Source organism: Marinicella marina (assembly GCF_030065545.1).
Classification (GTDB): Bacteria; Pseudomonadota; Gammaproteobacteria; order Xanthomonadales; family Marinicellaceae; genus Marinicella; species Marinicella marina.
In genome coordinates this window covers 149,702-169,360 of record NZ_JASJNC010000001.1, presented here as the reverse complement: position 1 = coordinate 169,360, position 19,659 = coordinate 149,702, and the positions used below count along the sequence as shown (strand labels likewise).

12 protein-coding genes are annotated in these 19,659 nt (G+C 45.1%); 2 read left to right on the top strand and 10 right to left on the bottom strand.

Features of this window, described 5'->3' with window-relative positions:
• Window positions 1-2: 2 nt before the first annotated feature.
• The 5 genes from aceE to gap form a co-directional block, all read right to left on the bottom strand.
• A complete protein-coding gene (gene aceE, locus QNI24_RS00830) occupies window positions 3-2,666 on the bottom strand; it encodes a pyruvate dehydrogenase (acetyl-transferring), homodimeric type (RefSeq protein ID WP_267176716.1) in 2,664 nt (887 codons plus the stop codon).
• Window positions 2,667-2,668: 2 nt separating this feature from the next.
• Complete coding sequence (locus QNI24_RS15405) at window positions 2,669-4,954, bottom strand: NADP-dependent malic enzyme (protein ID WP_347177848.1); 2,286 nt, start codon at window positions 4,952-4,954, stop codon at window positions 2,669-2,671.
• Window positions 4,955-5,084: 130 nt separating this feature from the next.
• Window positions 5,085-6,110, bottom strand: a complete 1,026-nt coding sequence (locus QNI24_RS00815; RefSeq protein WP_267176718.1) for a class I fructose-bisphosphate aldolase — start codon at window positions 6,108-6,110, stop codon at window positions 5,085-5,087.
• 31 nt (window positions 6,111-6,141) lie between these two features.
• The gene (locus QNI24_RS00810) at window positions 6,142-7,317 is read right to left on the bottom strand and encodes a phosphoglycerate kinase (protein ID WP_267176719.1); all 1,176 of its coding nucleotides are present in this window, start codon (window positions 7,315-7,317) and stop codon (window positions 6,142-6,144) included.
• Window positions 7,318-7,347: 30 nt separating this feature from the next.
• On the bottom strand, window positions 7,348-8,352 hold the full coding sequence (gap, locus tag QNI24_RS00805; RefSeq protein WP_267176720.1) for a type I glyceraldehyde-3-phosphate dehydrogenase: 1,005 nt from the start codon (window positions 8,350-8,352) through the stop codon (window positions 7,348-7,350).
• A gap of 264 nt (window positions 8,353-8,616) precedes the next feature.
• On the opposite strand from gap, the gene QNI24_RS00800 reads away from it, so the two are divergent.
• Complete coding sequence (locus QNI24_RS00800; protein ID WP_267176721.1) at window positions 8,617-11,574, top strand: DUF11 domain-containing protein; 2,958 nt, start codon at window positions 8,617-8,619, stop codon at window positions 11,572-11,574.
• Window positions 11,575-11,633: 59 nt separating this feature from the next.
• Here the strand turns inward: QNI24_RS00800 and QNI24_RS00795 are convergent, their stop codons facing one another.
• The 5 genes from QNI24_RS00795 to QNI24_RS00775 form a co-directional block, all read right to left on the bottom strand.
• Window positions 11,634-12,218 (bottom strand): ECF-type sigma factor, encoded by a 585-nt coding sequence (locus tag QNI24_RS00795; RefSeq protein WP_267176722.1) that lies wholly within the window; start codon window positions 12,216-12,218, stop codon window positions 11,634-11,636.
• Entirely contained in the window at window positions 12,205-14,655 is a 2,451-nt protein-coding gene (locus QNI24_RS00790) for a protein kinase domain-containing protein (protein ID WP_267176723.1), read from the bottom strand. Before QNI24_RS00790 ends, QNI24_RS00795 begins: the two co-directional genes overlap by 14 nt.
• A gap of 187 nt (window positions 14,656-14,842) precedes the next feature.
• Window positions 14,843-16,351: an alanine/glycine:cation symporter family protein gene (locus QNI24_RS00785; protein WP_267176724.1), complete on the bottom strand. Its 1,509-nt coding sequence runs from the start codon at window positions 16,349-16,351 to the stop codon at window positions 14,843-14,845.
• Between the two features lie 112 nt (window positions 16,352-16,463).
• Window positions 16,464-17,975, bottom strand: coding sequence for an alanine/glycine:cation symporter family protein (locus QNI24_RS00780; RefSeq protein WP_267176725.1), 1,512 nt, complete (start codon window positions 17,973-17,975; stop codon window positions 16,464-16,466).
• A 106-nt stretch (window positions 17,976-18,081) separates the two neighbouring features.
• Complete coding sequence (locus QNI24_RS00775) at window positions 18,082-18,516, bottom strand: DUF192 domain-containing protein (protein ID WP_267176726.1); 435 nt, start codon at window positions 18,514-18,516, stop codon at window positions 18,082-18,084.
• 87 nt (window positions 18,517-18,603) lie between these two features.
• Between QNI24_RS00775 and QNI24_RS00770 the strand changes: the two genes are divergently transcribed.
• A complete protein-coding gene (locus tag QNI24_RS00770) occupies window positions 18,604-19,641 on the top strand; it encodes a type IV pilus twitching motility protein PilT (RefSeq protein WP_267176727.1) in 1,038 nt (345 codons plus the stop codon).
• Window positions 19,642-19,659 lie beyond the last annotated feature (18 nt).

The following is a 19,659-nucleotide window of genomic DNA, read 5'->3' as shown; positions in this document are numbered from 1 at the left end:
CCTCATCTGGTTCTGGGGTCAGCGACCGAATCATCAATTGAATAGGTCTTTTTTGCTTTGGCAAGGGCCGATTTTGGCAGGTCGCCGGCTTTCACTAACTCAACCACGGTGGTATATGCGATGTGGTCTCGAGAGACTTCGAAAAAGTCACGCAATTCCTCGCGGGTGTCACTGCGGCCAAAGCCATCAGTGCCCAGTGTGGTGTAAGGTGCATTGACCCAGGGCCTGATTTGTTCAGCAAAGTCATGCACATAATCTGTGGCTGCAACTACCGGTCCTGATTGACCATCCAAACAGGTTTCGATGTAGCTGTTGGTTGGTTTTTTATCTGCATTGAGTCGATTCTGGCGAGCCACAGACTGTGCCTCTCGTTTCAATTCAGTCATCGAAGTGACGCTCCACACATCACAACTGACTTTGAAGTCTTTTTTCAACATATCCGCTGCGGCTTCGACTTCTCTTAAAATGGTGCCTGAACCAAGCAGCTGTGCTTTGACTTTACCTTTGCCACCGTCTTTCAACTGGTACATACCTTTGATGATGCCTGTCTCTTGGCCTGCTACCATCTCCGGATGTGGGTAGTTTTCATTCATCAAAGTTAAATAGAAGTACACGTCTTCATTATCTGCGTACATCCGCTTTAGGCCATGTTGAATGATGACAGCCACTTCATGTGCGTAGGTTGGATCATAAGAGACACAATTAGGCACAGTAGATGCAATCAAATGCGAATGACCGTCTTGGTGTTGTAAGCCCTCGCCATTCAGGGTAGTGCGACCTGCGGTACCGCCCAATAAAAAGCCTTTGGCGCGCATGTCTCCAGCGGCCCAGCACAAATCACCAATGCGTTGGTGCCCGAACATCGAATAATAGATATAGAACGGGATCATGGGTACGTTGTAATTGGCGTAGGATGTTGCTGCTGCGATCCAAGATGACATGGCGCCGGCCTCAGTGATGCCCTCTTGTAGGATTTGCCCATCAGCTGATTCTTTGTAGAACATCAATTGATCTGAATCCTCAGGCTCATACATTTGGCCTTGGTGGGAATAGATGCCCAGCTGGCGGAACATGCCTTCCATGCCAAAAGTACGTCCTTCATCACAGAGGATAGGAACCACCCGCTGTTTGATGTTTTTATCTCGCAATAACAGCGACAAAGTGCGAACAAAAGCCATGGTGGTTGAAATTTCGCGATCACCGGTGCCTTTCGTTATGCTGCTGAAAGCATCCAGCGCAGGGGTATCTAAAGTTTGTTGATCAAACTTTCTTTGTGGCAGATAGCCTCCCAATGCTTCACGTCGCTGCTGCAGGTATTTAATTTCTTCAGAGTCTTCAGCCGGTTTGTAGTAGGGCACCTCTTCCAGTTGATCATCCTTGATGGGCACCCTGAATTTGTCACGAAAATGACGGATTGATTCGGTATCCATTTTTTTCTGTTGGTGGGTGGTGTTGGCCGCTTGCCCAGAGTGTCCCATGCCGTAGCCTTTTACGGTTTTGGCCAGAATTACTGTTGGCATGCCTTCAGCTTTACTGGCTTCCTGATAGGCTGCAAACATTTTGTGTGGATCATGACCGCCGCGGTTAAGCCGCCAAATGTCATCATCACTCATGTTTGAGACCATTGCTTTCAGTTCCGGGTATTTGCCGAAGAAATGTTCACGCACATAGGCGCCGTCTTTGGATTTGTAATTTTGGTAGTCACCGTCAACCGCTTCTTCCATGCGTTTACGTAATAAGCCATCTTTGTCTTTGGCCAATAATTTATCCCAGTACGAACCCCAAATGACTTTAATGACGTTCCAACCAGCACCGCGGAAAACCCCTTCAAGTTCTTGAATGATTTTGCCATTACCGCGCACAGGACCATCAAGTCTTTGTAGGTTGCAATTAATGACGAACACCAAATTATCGAGTTTCTCTCTGCCGGCCAATGAAATGGCACCCAATGATTCTGGCTCATCGGTCTCACCGTCACCCAGAAAGCAATACACTTTCTTATCGGTTTTTTCAATCAAGCCACGGTTCTGTAAATACTTCATAAATCGTGCTTGGTAGATGGCCTGAATTGGACCTAAACCCATCGATACCGTGGCAAATTGCCAAAAATCAGGCATCAACCAAGGGTGCGGATAGGATGATAAACCGTTACCATCGACTTCACGGCGGAAATTATCCATTTGATCTTCATCGATGCGCCCTTCAAGAAAAGCACGGGCATAAAACCCAGGTGAACAATGGCCCTGTACATACAATAAATCACCACCACTGGGGTCATCAACACCGCGGAAAAAGTGATTGAAACCCACATCATAGATGGTGGCTGCGGATGCGAACGATGCAATGTGCCCACCCAAGGCACCGGGTCGGCGGTTTGATCTGACGACCATGGCCATGGCGTTCCATCGAATGATGGCGCGAATACGCCATTCTAAATCAATGTTGCCTGGAGATCTTTTTTCCTCACCAACCGGAATGGTGTTGAGGTAGGCGGTGGTGGCTTGATACGGTAAATGACCGCCAGACCGCCGATTCAGATCAATCAGCTGCTCAATCAAAAAATGTGCCCGTTCAGGGCCTTCTTCATTGATGACCGCGGTCAAGGCATCAAGCCATTCTTGGGTTTCAGTCGGATCCAAATCCGGTGTGGTTTTGATGTTTGTCATAATCAGTTTTGAGTTTCAGCTTGGGCTTTTTGGGCGTCTACTGCAGCGATGGCGACCATATTAATGATGCGCCTTACCGATGAGGACGGGTTTAAAACGTGAGCTGGTAATTGCGTACCCATCAGCATGGGGCCTACGGTAACGCCTTGGGAAAAATATCTTATCATGTTTAAAGCCATGGTCGCTGCATCTAAGTTAGGCATAATCAGCAAGTTGGCTTTTTGGGTGTAATTTGAATTGGGGAACACATGTGCTCTGATGTTGGGCATCAAAGCAAACTCTGCATCCATCTCCCCTTCAACCGCCAGGTCAGGCGCTTGTTTGCGAATCAATTTTAAGGCTTTGCGCATTTTTTCAGGACTGTTGCCATCGCGCGTACCAAAGTTAGAGTACGACATCAGCGCCAAGCGCGGTGTTTTACCAAACGCTTTGATGCGTTCCGCTGCGCTGATGGCCATGTTAGCAATTTCATCTGCAGAAGGGTTGGGGTTAACGTGGGTATCGGTGATGAAATAGTTACCCATGTCGGTGGCCACTGCACTCAAGCCCGAAGGGGTTTGGTCTTTGAGCCCAATGACATCAATGATGTGTTGCAGCACTTTGTGATAGCGGCCGGTCAAGCCAGCCAGCATGGCATCTGCTTCACCACGTTTAACCATCAACGCAGCAATCACGGTGGTGCGGGTTCTGACAATGGCTTTGGCGATGTCCGGGCTGACACCCTGACGTTCCATGATGCTGTGGTATTGCATCCAGTAGGCTTTGAATCTGGGGTCATCTTGAGGGTTAACCAATTCAAAATCTTCACCAATTTTCAAATTCAAGCCAACCCGTTTGATGCGCTGGTTAACCACATCAGGTCGACCAATCAATATGGGTTTGGCCAGTTGATCATTATTAATCACTTGCACAGCCCTAAGTACACGTTCATCTTCGCCTTCGGCCAGAACCACTCTTTTCAAGTCCTTGCGCGCGGCATCAAATACCGGCCGCATCAACAGACCACTTTGGTAGACAAATTCGTTGAGCTTGTGCTCGTATTCATCCATGTCAGTGATGTCACGAGTGGCCACGCCACTGTCCATTGCGGCCTGGGCCACTGCCGGTGCGACATGTAATAAGATGCGCGGATCAAATGGCTGGGGAATCAAATAATCTCGGCCAAATTTTAATTCCTTGCCACCGTAGGCTTTCGAGCTGACCTCGCTAACCTCCATGCGTGCCAATTGTGCCAAAGCATGGACACAGGCTGTTTTCATCGCTTCATTGATGTGGGTGGCGCCAACATCCAATGCACCTCTGAAAATGTAGGGAAAGCACAGCACGTTGTTGACTTGATTGGGGTAGTCAGAACGACCCGTTGCGATGATGGCATCTGGTCTGACTTCAAGAGCCAAATCTGGCATGATTTCTGGTACAGGGTTGGCCAAGGCCATGATCAAAGGGTCTTTGGCCATGGTTTTGATCATGTCAGGTTTTAATACGCCAGCCACCGAAACACCCAAGAAAATATCGGCACCATCCAGCGCATCGGTAAGGGTTTGTTGTTTAACGCCTTTGGCGTAGGACTTTTTGCGCTCAGATTCAAGGTCTTCGCGACCTTCGTACAGCACGCCGGCTGAATCAGAGACGATGATGTGTTCTTTTTTCATGCCCAGTGCGACCAGTAAATCCAAACAAGCCATGCCAGCAGCGCCTGCGCCCGAAGTGACCAGTTTAACATCCTTAATGTCTTTACCAACCACATGCAAGGCGTTGATGACAGCCGCACCACAGATGATGGCCGTGCCATGCTGGTCATCATGAAATACCGGCACTTTCATGCGCTTTTTGAGCTTTTCCTCGATGTAAAAACACTCTGGAGATTTGATGTCTTCCAGATTAATGCCGCCAAATGTGGGCTCTAAAGCGGCTATGATATCAATCAGTTTATCGGGGTCTTTTTCGTCGATTTCGATGTCAAAAACATCAATACCAGCAAATTTTTTGAACAAAACACCTTTGCCTTCCATTACTGGTTTGGCTGCCAATGGGCCAATGTCACCCAAGCCCAACACGGCGGTACCGTTGGTAACCACAGCAACCATATTACCGCGCGAGGTGAAATCAGCAGCACTGGCTGGGTCAGCGACGATGGCTTCACAAGGTGCAGCCACGCCGGGTGAATAGGCCAACGCCAAATCCTGTTGCGTGGTCAAAGCCTTGGTGGCTGTGATTTTGATTTTTCCAGGCGTCGGTAACCGGTGGTATTCCAGTGCCGCCTGCTTGATGTCTTCTCTTAGACTCATGGTTGTCCCCAATTTGGTCTGTTTAGTTGTTTGCCTGTTCAGGCACAAACGCCCATCGTTGTCCACAACCATGAGCGTTTGCTTGTATTTGGTGTTGTTTCAGTCCAAAAGCAACACGTTTGACATAATTTTACTCTTGTTCTAGCTTGCTTTCGTATTGGCCCATGGCTGCCAAGCCGTTCATGCGGGCACGATGTTGAAGTTCAGCTTGCGCAGCTTTGACATTGTCCTGAGGATTGGCGCCCCATACTTTCAATGCTGAAGACTGCAGTGCACGGCCGTATGAAAAACTCAAAGGCCAAGGCAAATCACCCATGCGGTTCATCGCATCCAAGTGTTCGGTGGCTTCAATCTCTGATTGTCCACCTGACAAGAAAACAATGCCAGCCAGCGATGCTGGTACGGTGTTATAAAAACAATCCAAAGTGGCTTCAGCCACTTCATCGACATCGGCTTGCTGTGCACAATCGGCACCCGGCACCACCATGCTTGATTTCAAAATACAGGCTTCAAGCACCACATTTTGATCGAACAATTGATCGAATAAAGTTTTCAAGGTTAACAAGGTCACTTCATAAGCGGTTTGGATGTCATGATCACCTTCCATCAATACCTCCGGTTCTACCATCGGTACCAAACCGGCTTCTTGGCACAGAGCTGCATACCTGGCTAAAGCATGGCAGTTGGCATCAATACAAGCCTGTGATGGGTTGTCTTCAGATATGGTGATGACCGCACGCCATTTAGCAAAGCGAGCACCTAATTCATAATATTCATTCAAACGGTCTCGTAAGCCGTCCAAGCCTTCGGTGATTTTTTCACCTTCAAAACCAGCCAATGGGTGTGCGCCCTTGTCGACTTTGATGCCTGGTATGATACCGTTGTCTTGCATCACCTGAGTGAAAGCAACGCCTTCAGCTGACGATTGATGTAAGGTTTCATCAAACAGAATCGCCCCTGAGATGTGCTCGCCCAAATCGGCTGCGCTGAGCAGCATGTGGCGATAATCACGGCGGTTGGCTTCGGTGCAATCAACGCCGATGCTGTCAAAACGTTTTTTACAAGTGCCAGTGCTTTCATCAATGGCTAAAATGCCGCGTCCAGGTGCTACCATAGCAGCAGCTGTTTCAATCATTTCGTTTAATTTGTCTGTCATCTTTATGTCCTAAAAGTATGTATGTTGTAGGTTATTTAGCCACTTCTTCCAAAATAGCCACAGCCGGTAGTTTCTTGCCTTCCAAAAACTCCAAGAAAGCACCACCTCCTGTAGAAATGTAGGATAGTTTATCCGTTATTTGATATTTATCAACCGCAGCGAGCGTATCTCCGCCCCCAGCCATAGAAAAACCCTCAGAATCGGCAATGCCGTTAGCTAAAGTGCGGGTTCCTTCGCCAAATTGATCAAACTCAAAAACACCAACCGGCCCATTCCAGATGATGGTGCCTGCTTGTTGTGCCATGGCGGCATATTTGGCGGCAGTTTTTGGTCCAATGTCTAAAATCATTTCAAACGGACTGACTTCATTGACTTCTTTGATGATGGCTTGAGCATCTTCGCTGAAAGCTGTGGCTACCACCACATCAGTTGGTATCGGGATTTCTTTGCCGTTTTTCTGCGCCTGTTCAATCAAAGCTCGGGCATCAGCAATCAGGTCCTCCTCAAACAACGATTTGCCGACATTGTGGCCAGCTGCTGCGATAAAAGTGTTGGCAATGCCGCCACCGACAATCAACTGATCAACTTGCTTGGACAGGCTGTCCAACACAGTCAGTTTGGTTGAAACTTTTGAGCCACCAACAATGGCTAACATCGGTCGCTTGGGGTTTTTCAGGCCTTGGGCCAACGCTTCAAGTTCATGAGCCAGTAAGGGTCCAGCACAGGCTACTGGTGCGTATTTTGCTACGCCATGGGTTGATGCGTGGGCTCGATGTGCGGTACCAAAGGCATCCATCACAAACACATCACACAAGCTGGCCAAGGCTTTTGCTAATTGATCATCATTGGCTTTTTCGCCCACATTAAAGCGGATGTTCTCCAACAACACCACTTCCCCGGGTTCTGTGGCCACGCCATTAGACCAATCATTGATGATGTGGACTTTTTGATTCAACGCCAAACTCAAGTAGTCTGCCACCGGTTGCAGCGAAAAAGCCGATTCAGGCTGACCTTCAGTGGGTCTGCCCAAGTGTGACATCAAAATCACTGCAGCGCCTTTTTCTAAGGCCGTTTTTATGGTTGGTAGCGATGCCAGGATGCGTTTATCGCTGGTAACCACACCGTTTTTGATTGGTACATTCAAATCTTGTCGAATCAGAACTTTTTTTTGGCTTAAGTCTAAATCAGCCATTAACTTTACTTTCATAAAAATACCTGGGTCTTATTTTGTTCGGTTTTAAGCCTGCATCAGCGCCTTGGATACATCCAACATGCGGTTGGCAAAGCCCCATTCGTTATCATACCAAGCCAACACTTTGACCAATTTGCCTTGGTTGACGCGGGTCATGGTGGCATCGTATATAGAGGACGCCGGATTGTGATTGAAATCAATGGATACCAATGGCTCATCACAGTATGCCAGAACGCTTGAAGCATCAGCCGCTGATTTTACCACTTCATTGACTTCTTCGACGGAAGTTTCTTGGCTCGCAACGAATGTTAAATCAACCGCAGAAACATTGATGGTGGGGATGCGCATGGCATAGCCATCAAGCTTGCCGTTCAGTTCTGGCATCACCAAGCCTATGGCCTGTGCTGCGCCAGTTTTTGTTGGTATTTGACTCAAAGTGGCTGCCCGGGCCCGGCGCAGGTCTTTGTGATAGGTGTCAGACAACACTTGGTTGTTGGTGTAGGCATGGATGGTGGTCATCAAACCTGATTCAATACCAATTTTTTCATGCAAGGCTTTGGCCAATGGCGACAAACAGTTGGTGGTGCAGGAAGCGTTGGATATCACTTGATGTTCAGCAGTGAGTGTGTGGTCATTAACACCAAAAACGATGGTGGCATCAATTTCTCCGGTAGCAGGTGCCGAAATGATGACTTTTTTGGCTCCAGCGGTGACGTGTTTTTGGGCCAGTTCTCGACTGCGAAAAACGCCAGTACATTCCATCACCACATCAACATCCAGTTCGCCCCACGGTAGATGTTCTGGATCTTTTTCAGCAAATAGTTTGATGCGGTCGCCGTTAATTATCAAGTGGTCCTCATCCAGCGTCACTTCGGCATTGAAACGCCCGTGTGCGGTGTCTTGTTGTGTCAGGTATCGCATGGCATCGTGTGCACCCAAGTCATTGATCGCAACGATTTCAAAGGCATCATTTCGGTTGTATTCGTATATCGCTCTTAATATGCAGCGGCCGACCCGTCCATATCCATTGATGGCAATTTTAGTTTTCATATCTTTTCTCTTTAATATTATTATTAATTATTTTATACATTTGCTGTTATTATTTTATATTTCAATGCCAATCGACTGAAGTCAGCCCTCAAACAGTCATTCAGATTCAACCATTCATCTTAAACCAAGTTCATTTAACTTGAAGAACATCAACAAGGAATTATTGACTTTTTTTCAACAGCATTAAAATTAATCAACATTTAAATGTCTCTTTTGTTTTTGTCTTGTCGTTTAAAGAGGTAATTTAAATCAAAAGGTGAGTTCATGAACAAAAAATTAATAACTGTCATTATATTGATGTTTTACCTCAATTGGATTCAGGCAAAAAACAGCCTCAGTGAAGTCATTATTCCTGAGTCGTTGTCTTCAATAAGCCAAGCTGATAATCTTCCACTGGCAAAGTTTGATCACAGAGGAGGGGCTGAAGTTCTGACTGTTGGTAGTGACTTGGATTGTGATTTTGTGGCCATTCAGAGTGCCATAAACTCGATACCTGTTGGGGCTTTGAATCATGAAATAAGGGTGGCTTCAAATTCGAATTACCAAGAAAACTTATTTATTTACACCCACTCATTAAAATTAGTTGGTGGCTTCGATGACTGTAATGCCGCTGCGGCAGGTATCGGTAATAACAACCATGCTCAGCTTGATGGCTCTGCAGCAGCATTGCCAACAATCAGAATTGCCAATCCTGCCAACTACAACAACCGCCAAATAGTTATTGAACGAATAGATGTCAGTGGTGGAACTGGTGATCAAGCTTTGGGTGTGCCTGGTGGTGGCATCAATGCCAACCATGCCCAAGCAGAAATTTACCTCACGGACATGTTAATCAATGACAACCTGGGTGCACTCGGTGGAGGTATCTATGCAGTGGGTCAGTCAACACAGTTATTCTTGGAAGATGTTCTGGTGCTGCTGAATGAAGCAACTGACGGCGGTGGCTTATATTGTGATGGCTCCAGTGTTTATTTATATGGTGATTCAGGTGTATCTGCCAATCAGGCCACTGGTGAATTTTTAAATGGCAACGGTGGTGGGGTTTATGCCACCAATGATTGTGTATTTGTGCTGTTTTCAGGGACCACTGGGGGCTTTATTGATTTCAGAGGCATCGCTGGCAACCAAGCCAATAGCCATGGTGGTGGTGTTTACAGCGCTTCAGGTTCACAAATTTTGCTTTATGGCGAGCAACTTGGCAATTTAGGCGACAATGAAAATCCGGTAAATATCAATGGTAATGAAGCAGATGCTGACAATAATTTAATCGGCGATGGCGGGGGTATTTACGCCACCGAAAGCTATATTTCTGCATTCGCTTTGTTGTTAAATAACAACCAAGCTGATAATTCCAGTGCCGCCTACCTGTCCCAATCAGATTTCTACATACAGAACAACAGCGGTGGTTGTTGGCATGACACTTTATGCAATCAGATCAGAGAAAATACCGTCAAAGATGTCACAGATACTGATTCATACACCATTTTATCTTTGGGCAACTCAAGCCTGAATTTTAAAATTCATCAGACTGAAGTTGCTTTGAACCGAGCCAGTAAAAGCACCTTCTTTTTCAACCAGTTTTCCAACATTGATTTAGCCGGTAATCTGATCTATGCCAATGGTGATGATGGTTTGAGTGGATTTGTCGATAAATACTTGATCTCTGTGTTTCGTCCCAATTCATTTAATCTGGCTTATAACACAGTGGTTGATAATCACCTCACAGATGCCATCATCCATGTGGCTGAAGCCAGCATAAATCCAGCCAATATAGTCAGTTCAATATTCCAAGAAGTTAACGGTATTGAAGTGATCAATGGCAGCGGCAGTGCTGCAGTTGGTTTTGATTGTATCATCAGTCATGAAATGGACTCTTTCAATGGCAACAACGTTGTAGTGGCCGATCCTGAATTTGTGGATCGTGACAATCAAGACTTTCATTTGTTGCCTACATCAGCGGCTATAGACAGGTGTGCAAATAACGCAGTTGCGGCATTATCCACAGACTTAGATGGACAACAACGTGGGTGGGATGTGCCCAATGTGCTCAATGATGCAGGCCCTTACGATGCTGGAGTTGATGAATACCTGACTGATACTCAAGCTGATTTGCAGGTAAGCATCACATTAGATACACCAGGTCCCTACCATGAGGGCCAAATTCTGAATTACACCGTGGTGGTGGAAAACCTGGGCCCCGACACGGCACTTCTTGGTTCGCTTGAATTATTTATGAGCAATTTATCCATCGTTTCAATCATTGGTGATTGTAATTTAATTAATCCATGTCATTTTGGTAATTTACTCAGCGGTGAGAGCAAGACGTTTATCTATGAACTTAGAGTTGGATCAGGTGCTTTATTTTCTGCAAGTAGTGCAGTGATTTCTGATATATTTGATCCTGACACCAGCAACAATCATGACCAATCTACTGAAGGTGTGGTCACCCAGTATTCATCTGACCTGTCAGTGGATTTGGTGATACAAACACCCCCTCCATACCACCATACACAGCTGATTACGTACCATGCGATAATCACTAACAACGGCCCCGATGACATCGGTAATTTCACTTTTTCAACAGGCACGTTGTCAATCAACCAGGTGTTGCACAGCGTTACTGGCGAAGGCTGTTCAGAACTGCCATGCACTATTGATCTATTGGCATCTGGAGCAGCCAGTGAAACCTTGGTATTGGTTTATGAAGTAGACAGTCCTGGTTCATTCAGGGGGTCGGTTAAAGTTGATACTAATACCTTTTGGGTAGACCCAGACCTGACCAATAACACTGCCAACAGTGAACAGCTGCTGGCCGATTCATTGGTTGATTTATCCGTCAGCAAAACTCTACTCACAACTGGACCCTATGCAGTGGGTCAAACCATTGTATATAACATCCAATATGCCAATATCGGTGTGGATGGTGCGTTCATGGCAACCCTAGAAGACACGCCTGAAAATATGACGATTAACTCAGTATCAGGGGCTGGCTGTACCAGTTTCCCTTGCGCACTTGGCAGCTTGGCCAGTGGTTCAGGAGGGGCATTGACTGTGTTGGCTACCATTGATGCAATGGGTAGCTTTAATAACACCGCCAGCATCAGCTCACAGGCAGGCTTCGATCCCAATCAAAGTAATAACATCGATGATGGGTCTGTGGATAACAACAATGGTGGGACCACTGAAAACAATGATCTGATATTTTTCTCTGGTTTTGAATAAGATTTAACCGCCATGACGATTCTGCGGGTCAGTCAATGACCCGCAGAAACTTGTTTTTTTTAAGTGTCTAAAGACATGGCATTGACAATCACTGACTTTATTTTTTGCCAGTCTCTTTGCGCGGTCTTTTTTGATACATCAAAACACTCAGCCAGCTCATCAAACGTCAAGTCACAAAAAAACTTTAATTGAAACAACTCCGTCAGACGGGGTGATATTTTTTCCAACCTGCTCAGCAAATGCTCCAGTTGTAGCAACCACTCGGCTTCATTCTGAATCGACCCAAATTGCTCTACATCGAAGTTGGTGTCCTTTAAATTCGATTGTCTTTTGGCGCTGCTTTTTTTCTTGGCTTGATCCAGCAAAATTTGTTTCATAGCCAGTGCCGCAATTGAGTAGAAGTGTTTTTTATCATTGAAATGCTGTGATTCACTGCGATTGATTTTAATCCAGGCTTCATTGACCAAGGCAGTGGTGTTTAAAGTTTTCTCCACAATTCGATAAGAGTGGCGTTGTCTGCTGGCAATTTTTTTTAATTCATGGAATACCATTGGCATCAAATCATTCATTGCGCGTTGATCGCCTTGGTAAGCCTTGTTTAAGACTTGGGTGATTGAAGTGGAGTGAAGCTTATTGTTTGTCATAAGTTGTTAATTCAGGAAATGCTTCAATCAGTTCTTGATACATGCGACTGCCCCATCCTTGATTGTTTTTAAGTTGCTGAATATAGGGTAAAGCCGCCTGTGTTTTGCCTAAATACATCAGCGCCCAGACATAAGTATGGATGTAATATAAGCTGGCATTGTCTTTTTGTGCAATGCTTGCAATGGCCTGTTCAGCTTGTAAGAACAGTGATTCTGCTTGTTGTTCATCACCTCGTTTTAGCCATATTTTTGCCACACCCAATGAATCAACTGCCAAGTCGTTTTGTGCTGATTGGTTGTTGGGTTCTATTTGCGCCAAGTTTATAGAAATTTGCAAGCTTTGCTTAAAAGCTTCAGTGGCAGCAGAAAGTTGTTCTTGTTCAAGCATCAGATCACCCAAGGTTGACCAGGAATAAGCCAACTCTCTGGAAACCCGCTTATTTTCGGGCAGTCGATTGCTCAGCTTAACCCCCAAGTCAATAGCATTTTTGCTGGTTTGTTCAGCTTGAGCTGGCTGTTGATCTAACAGAAACACATAAGCCAACTGATTGAGAATCAACTGTTCATGCATTTTAAATTGAGCATGGTTGGGTTCATCCAGCAACAACTTGTTGATCAGTGTAATTGCGGTATCAAAATCATCAATGGATTGTTGGTATTCTTTAAGCTCCAGTTGATTCCAGCCTTGGGTTTGAAAAGTGCGATACTTTCTGATTAACCATTGGTTTTTTAGGTTGGATTTTTTCTCTCCACTGTTTATCACTTGCATCATTCTATCCAAATGACTTTGTGCATTTAGATAAGCGCTTTGTTCCATTTGATTCCAAGTGAATGAGTGCAATAATTCCCAATAGGAAAATAACAACTCATCACTCATTGATTCAATGACAGGCATTGATGACTCCACTTCATTCAACATCAGTTCAGATTTTTCCAGCTCACCCTGCAAGTGATAGATGGATGCCAGCGTAGCGGTTGCTTTGATCTTGATGGTTAAAGCATCAGTGGCTTGATCATCGACCTTTAACAGTTGATTTGTGATGTGGATACTTTCTTTAACAGCTTGTTCAGCTTCATCCAGAACTTTTTCATTTTCCAGCACATCCGCAATGTTCAAATACCCTTGTGCTTTTTGTATTTGCATTTGTTGGTTGTTCTCAAATTTATATTTGCTCAATTGAGATAAACTTTTGGTGGCCAGATTTTTCAATATATCGGTGCGACCCACTTGCTGTAACTGCGCGTATAAATCTTTGAGCATGTAATTGAGTAATTCATCTGATTCATTTTTGGCTGTGATGGCTTGCTGTCTTTCTTGATCAATCCTGTAGGTATAATAAAAGCTGCTGAAAAAAATAGCCACAACAGCCAGTGACAGTACCCCAGTGGCTAATTTATTTCTTTTTACCGCTGCTTTGAATGAATCATACAACGAGATTCTTTTGATGGAAATTGGATATCCTTTTTGCCAATTGGTTAAATCAGTCAATAACTGTGCAATGGTTTGATAGCGGTTTTTTGAGTCTTTATTTAAACAAGCCTCAGTGATTAATTGCAATTCTTTAGGAAAACCATTGATTAACTTGGTTAACTTCGGCGGATAGGCGTTCAAGGTCTTGTTTTGAATTTCAATCAAGCTGTCAGCTTTGAAAGGTTTTAGGGTGGAAAATAATTCGTATATGACCACCCCCAAACTAAAAATATCTGACCTTTCATCAACCAGGCCTTGCTTGATTTGTTCTGGAGCCATATAACCAGGTGTGCCTACAGCTAAGCCATCCATGGTCAGTTGACTGTCACTTTTCCGATAAGCGATACCAAAATCCAAAACCTGAGGGATGGCCCTGTGATGGTTTTTTTGTACCAGAATATTGGCAGGCTTGATGTCTCGATGAATGATGTTCTGTGAATGAGCAAAATCCACTGCCTGACAAATGTCTTTAATCATCTTCACTTTTTCATCTAAGGACACCTTATTTTGCAGCGCATAATCGGTGATTGATAAACCGTCTATGTAATCGGCCGCAAACCAGGGTCTTTGATAGTCATCGATACCGGAGTCGAGGATTGAAATGATATAAGGGTGTTTTAAATCAGCCAGAGTCTGGCATTCCCGTAAAAATCGAGCTTTAATTTTATCGTCTGGAAAGGGTGTGGAAAGGATCTTCAATGCCACTTGGTTTTGATATTGACCATCGGTCCTTTGGGCCAGAAAAATTTTGCCCATACCACCTGTAGCGATGTGTTTTGTTATTCGATAGGCGTTGAACTGTGAACCGATTTCTATGTCTTTAAATCCAGAAAAACTAGCTTGCATGGTTTCTGGCAATGCTTGGTTCAGGCCTTGATCGAACATATCGTCAGTGTCTTTTGGTGCGTCACTGGGGGTGTTTTCCAGCAGTGACCTCAGGACTTTATCTAACTCTTTATCTGACATGATCAAGCCATTTCATCAGCTGATTCAAAACATGTTTAATCAACATTTGAAAACCCTCGCTGTGTTTGTTGTTTTCTAAATACATCGGTACATAATACCAAGCAAAATTCCGAGTTTGAACGGATAGTTTACACTTTTAAACTGTTTACTGGTTCAATCAGGCCGTGCTTTTAGATTGAGCCAGTTCTTAAGGTTTGAAAACCAACTGACCTGATTTGATGTCAGCCATGAAAGCATTCAATTCTTGCTTCACTACCGGTGCCAGATAATACAAACCGATGATGTTAGGGAATGACATCGCCAAGGTCATGGCAAAAGAAAAGCCGATCACTGCGGTTAAGTTGATGCTGGAGCCAATCACCACAAAAACCAAAAAGATGACTTTAAATATATGTTCCTGGGTTTTGTTTTCACCGAATAAATGGGTCCAAGCGCGCACCCCATAATACGACCATGAAATCATGGTAGAAAAGGCGAATAAAATCGCGGCAACAGTCAAAACATAAGGAAACCAAGAAACCACACTGGCAAAAGCATCAGAGGTCAAAGGGATGCCCTGCACGCCTGTTGATGTCTCCAGTGAACCGGTAATTACTATCACCAACGCAGTGATGGTACAAACCACAACAGTATCAATGAAAGGTTCATACAAGGCGACCAAACCTTCGGTCACAGGGCGGTCTGTTTTTACTGCTGAGTGGGCAATGGCAGCAGAGCCTACACCGGCCTCATTCGAAAAAGCTGCCCTTTGAAAGCCAACGATTAACACGCCCAAAACACCACCCAATCCCGCCTCTGGCGTGAAGGCGCCGCCGATGATTTGGCTGATGGCATGACCTAAGTTACCGATGTTAGCAAAAATAACAACCAAACCAGTCACCACATAGATGACGCCCATGATGGGTACCAATTTTGAGGTCACTCGGGCTATGCTCTTGATACCACCTAAAATAGTCAGACCGGTGAAAAAAGCCAAGACCAGGCCAAACAGCCAGCCTTTACCAGCCAAAAAGCTATCAGCACCGCCAGTGATGTTTTGTAGTTGAGCGAAAGATTGGTTGGCTTGGAACATGTTGCCACCACCCAAAGAAGCTGCCACACATAAGATGGCAAAGACAAAAGCTAAAAATTTACCAAAGCGGACATGGCCACCCTCGGCAAAACCTTTGGCCAGGTATTTCATCGGACCGCCAGCCACCGTGCCATCGGCATGGATGTCGCGGTATTTAACCCCCAATGTACACTCAACAAATTTGGTAGACATACCAATCAAACCAGCCACAATCATCCAAAAAGTGGCGCCGGGGCCGCCGACACTGACCGCGGTGGCAACCCCGGCAATGTTACCCAAACCAACCGTACCGGAGACAGCTGTTGATAAAGCTTGAAAGTGGGTAACTTCACCAACGGCACCAGTGGTGTCGTATTTGCCCCTGATCAGTTTCATACCAATGGCGAATGACCGCAGGTTGATGAATTTAAAGTACAGGGTAAAAAATGTGGCAGCGATAACCAACCAAATCACTATAAATGGTGCGCTGCCAATGAAAGGGATGGGGATACTGGTCATAAAAAAGCCATCAACGGCGTTGGCAACTGGGGTCAATAAATCATTGATTCTCTGATCAATGCCTTGAGCTAATAACGGCAACGGCAAGACAAACAAAGCCAACGACAAGAAGATTTTTTTATACATATTACTGGGGTCAAATTTTATCGAGCATACAGAATAACATAAAATACAATGACTGTGCTGAAGGCAAAAAAAACCCAGCTCGGTGGCTGGGTTTTTCAGGGTTTTGACTTAATTATCTGCTGGGTTTAATCTCACCAGATTTAATTTTAGCCATGTATTGGGCTAATTCACGTTTAACCACGGGCGCTAAAAAGTACAGGCCGATGAGATTAGGTACTGACATGGCAAAAATCATCGCATCCGAGAAGCCGATTACAGCGGTTAAGCTCATTGATGAACCAATCACGATGAATACCAAAAACAGGATGTTATAAGTCATGTCCTGTGCTTTACCGTGGCCAAACAGGTAGTTAAAAGCCCGCAGGCCATAGTATGACCAAGCCAACATGGTTGAGAAGGCAAACAACACCGCAGCAATGGTCAATACATAAGGGAACCATGAGATGGCCGAACCAAAGGCTGCTGAGGTCAAGGCGATGCCCTGGCCCGCGGTTGGGGCATCAGGGATGAAGCCAGCGATACCAATAACCAATGCGGTGATGGTACATACCACAACCGTATCAATAAATGGCTCATACAAAGCGACCAAGCCTTCTGTTACTGGATGGTCGGTTTTCACCGCCGAGTGAGCAATTGAGGCTGAACCAATACCGGCTTCATTGGAAAAGGCTGCCCTTTGAAAGCCCACAATCAAAACACCAACCAAGCCACCAAAGGCTGACTGAGTCGAAAATGCGCCATCAATGATGGCACCAAAAGCCGGACCGATTTTATCGTAATTCATGGCGATCACAACCAAACCTGAAAACACGTAAATGATGCCCATGAATGGCACCAGTTTTGAGGTGACTTTACCGATGCTTTTGATGCCACCAATGATGGTGATTCCAACCAAAACAGCCACTATCAAACCGAATAACCAGCCGTTGTTGTCGAGGAAAGATCCTTCACCACCAGTGACCGCAACCACCTGTTCTAGCGCTTGATTGACTTGGAACATGTTACCACCACCCAATGAGCCGCCGATGCAACAGATAGCAAAGACCACGGCGAGCACTTTTCCTACGCCACCAAAGCCTTTTTCAGCAAAACCTTTACTCAGGTAGCGCATGGGGCCACCGTGTACGTGACCATTGGGTAGTACATCACGGTATTTGACGCCGAGGGTACACTCGACAAACTTAGTCGACATGCCCAAGAAGCCACAAACAATCATCCAGAAAGTAGCACCAGCGCCGCCGATACCAACAGCAGCAGCCACCCCAGCAATGTTACCTAAGCCAACTGTGCCAGAAAGCGCCGTGGTCAAGGCTTGGAAGTGTGTCACCTCACCTTGGGCTTTGGAGTAATCGTATTTGCCGCTGAGTAAGTGGTATCCATGACGAAATGAACGCAGGTTAATGAATTTGAAGTAGATGGTGAAGAAAGTGGCGGCGATGACCAGCCAAATGACCACCCAAGGCACAGTGACACCACCAAAAAACGGAATTTGAGAAAAAATCAAACCGGTGAAGCCATTCAGGTACGGCCCGACGACTTCGTTGATTTTTTCGTCGACGCCTTCAGCCAGTACTGAACCAGATAAGGTGAGCATTAACGTTAACAAAACGTGTTTTATTTTCATGATTTTTCCCTATTTTTTTTATTTATGAGGATGGAAGGTGAACGATCAGTTCGCCGAAATTCGGCAAATATCTTAACTGGTTTTTAACGCCAAAGGTAGGCATTAGCTATTTTTTCAGTTCAATGATGAGTTCATCACCGGTGGTAAATCCATAGTCCTGGCTCAGACCTGCATTGATTTCAAGGACATATTTAGCTGGTTTGGCACTGGGGTAATTGGGGCATCGGGTGGAGGTGTTCTTGCAAGGCGGGGTGTTTTCACTGATGCTGACCAGTCGACGATTTTGGTCAAAGTATAAAATATCTAATGGGATCAAGGTGTTTTTCATCCAAAACGCCCGAGGTTTTGAATCTGGAAATATGAATAACATACCTTCTGAATCTGCCATTTCCTTGCGATACATCAAACCCATGGCTCGACTTTGGGCATCATCTGCCAGTTCGACCAAAAAGGTTTGGTCTTTGAGTGTGACGCGATGTTGCATGTGTTGACAAGCGCTTAAAATAAAAAGCAACAGAACAACCAGTGCAATCTTTTTCATAGATTGGTTCATATTTTTAAAAAGTAAACTGGAATTTATCACCTAACAAAGCTAAACTCAATACAAATTAAAAGATAGGGTTTTCAAGTGGATATAGCCGAGTTATTAGCATTTACGGTAAAAAACAAAGCATCGGATTTACATCTTTCAGCAGGTTTGCCACCCATGATACGGGTTGATGGTGATGTGCGTCGAATCAACTTACCACCGTTAGAGCATAAAGAATTGCACGACATGGTATATGACATCATGAACGATTACCAAAGAAAGGAATACGAAGAAAATTATGAAATTGACTTTTCTTTCGAGATACCAGGTTTGGCTCGTTTCAGGGTCAACGCCTTCAATCAGAACCGCGGTTGTGGTGGTGTTTTTCGGACCATTCCGACTGAAATACTGACTTTTGAAGATTTGAATTGTCCCCCTATTTTCAAGGAATTGATTGATGTACCAAGAGGACTGATTTTGGTAACAGGTCCAACTGGTTCGGGTAAATCAACCACCTTGGCTGCCATGATTGATTACCTCAATAAGAAAGAACATGGTCATATTTTAACCATTGAGGATCCGATAGAATTTGTACACACCAGTAACAAATGTTTGATTAACCAACGTGAGGTTCACCGCGACACCAAAAGCTTTGAAAATGCCCTGCGTTCGGCACTGCGTGAAGATCCAGACATCATTCTGGTTGGTGAGCTGCGTGACTTAGAAACCATTCGACTGGCATTGACTGCGGCTGAAACAGGACATTTGGTGTTCGGCACCTTGCACACCACCTCTGCGGCCAAAACCATTGACCGAATTATTGATGTATTCCCTGCAGGTGAAAAACCCATGGTACGCTCCATGCTTTCAGAATCGCTGCGAGCTGTGGTGGCACAAACGTTGATTAAACGCGTCGGTGGTGGACGGGTTGCTGCGCATGAAATTATGGTCGGTATTCCGGCGATACGTAACTTGATTCGTGAGGATAAGGTGGCACAAATGTATTCATCTATTCAGACCGGACAATCAGTGGGCATGCAGACATTGGACCAGTGTTTGATTGAGCTGGTGCGCAAAGGCTTGATCTCTAAAGCGCAAGCCAGATCACGTGCTGTTAAGAAAGCTGATTTTGATTAATAGTGATACCCCATAAAT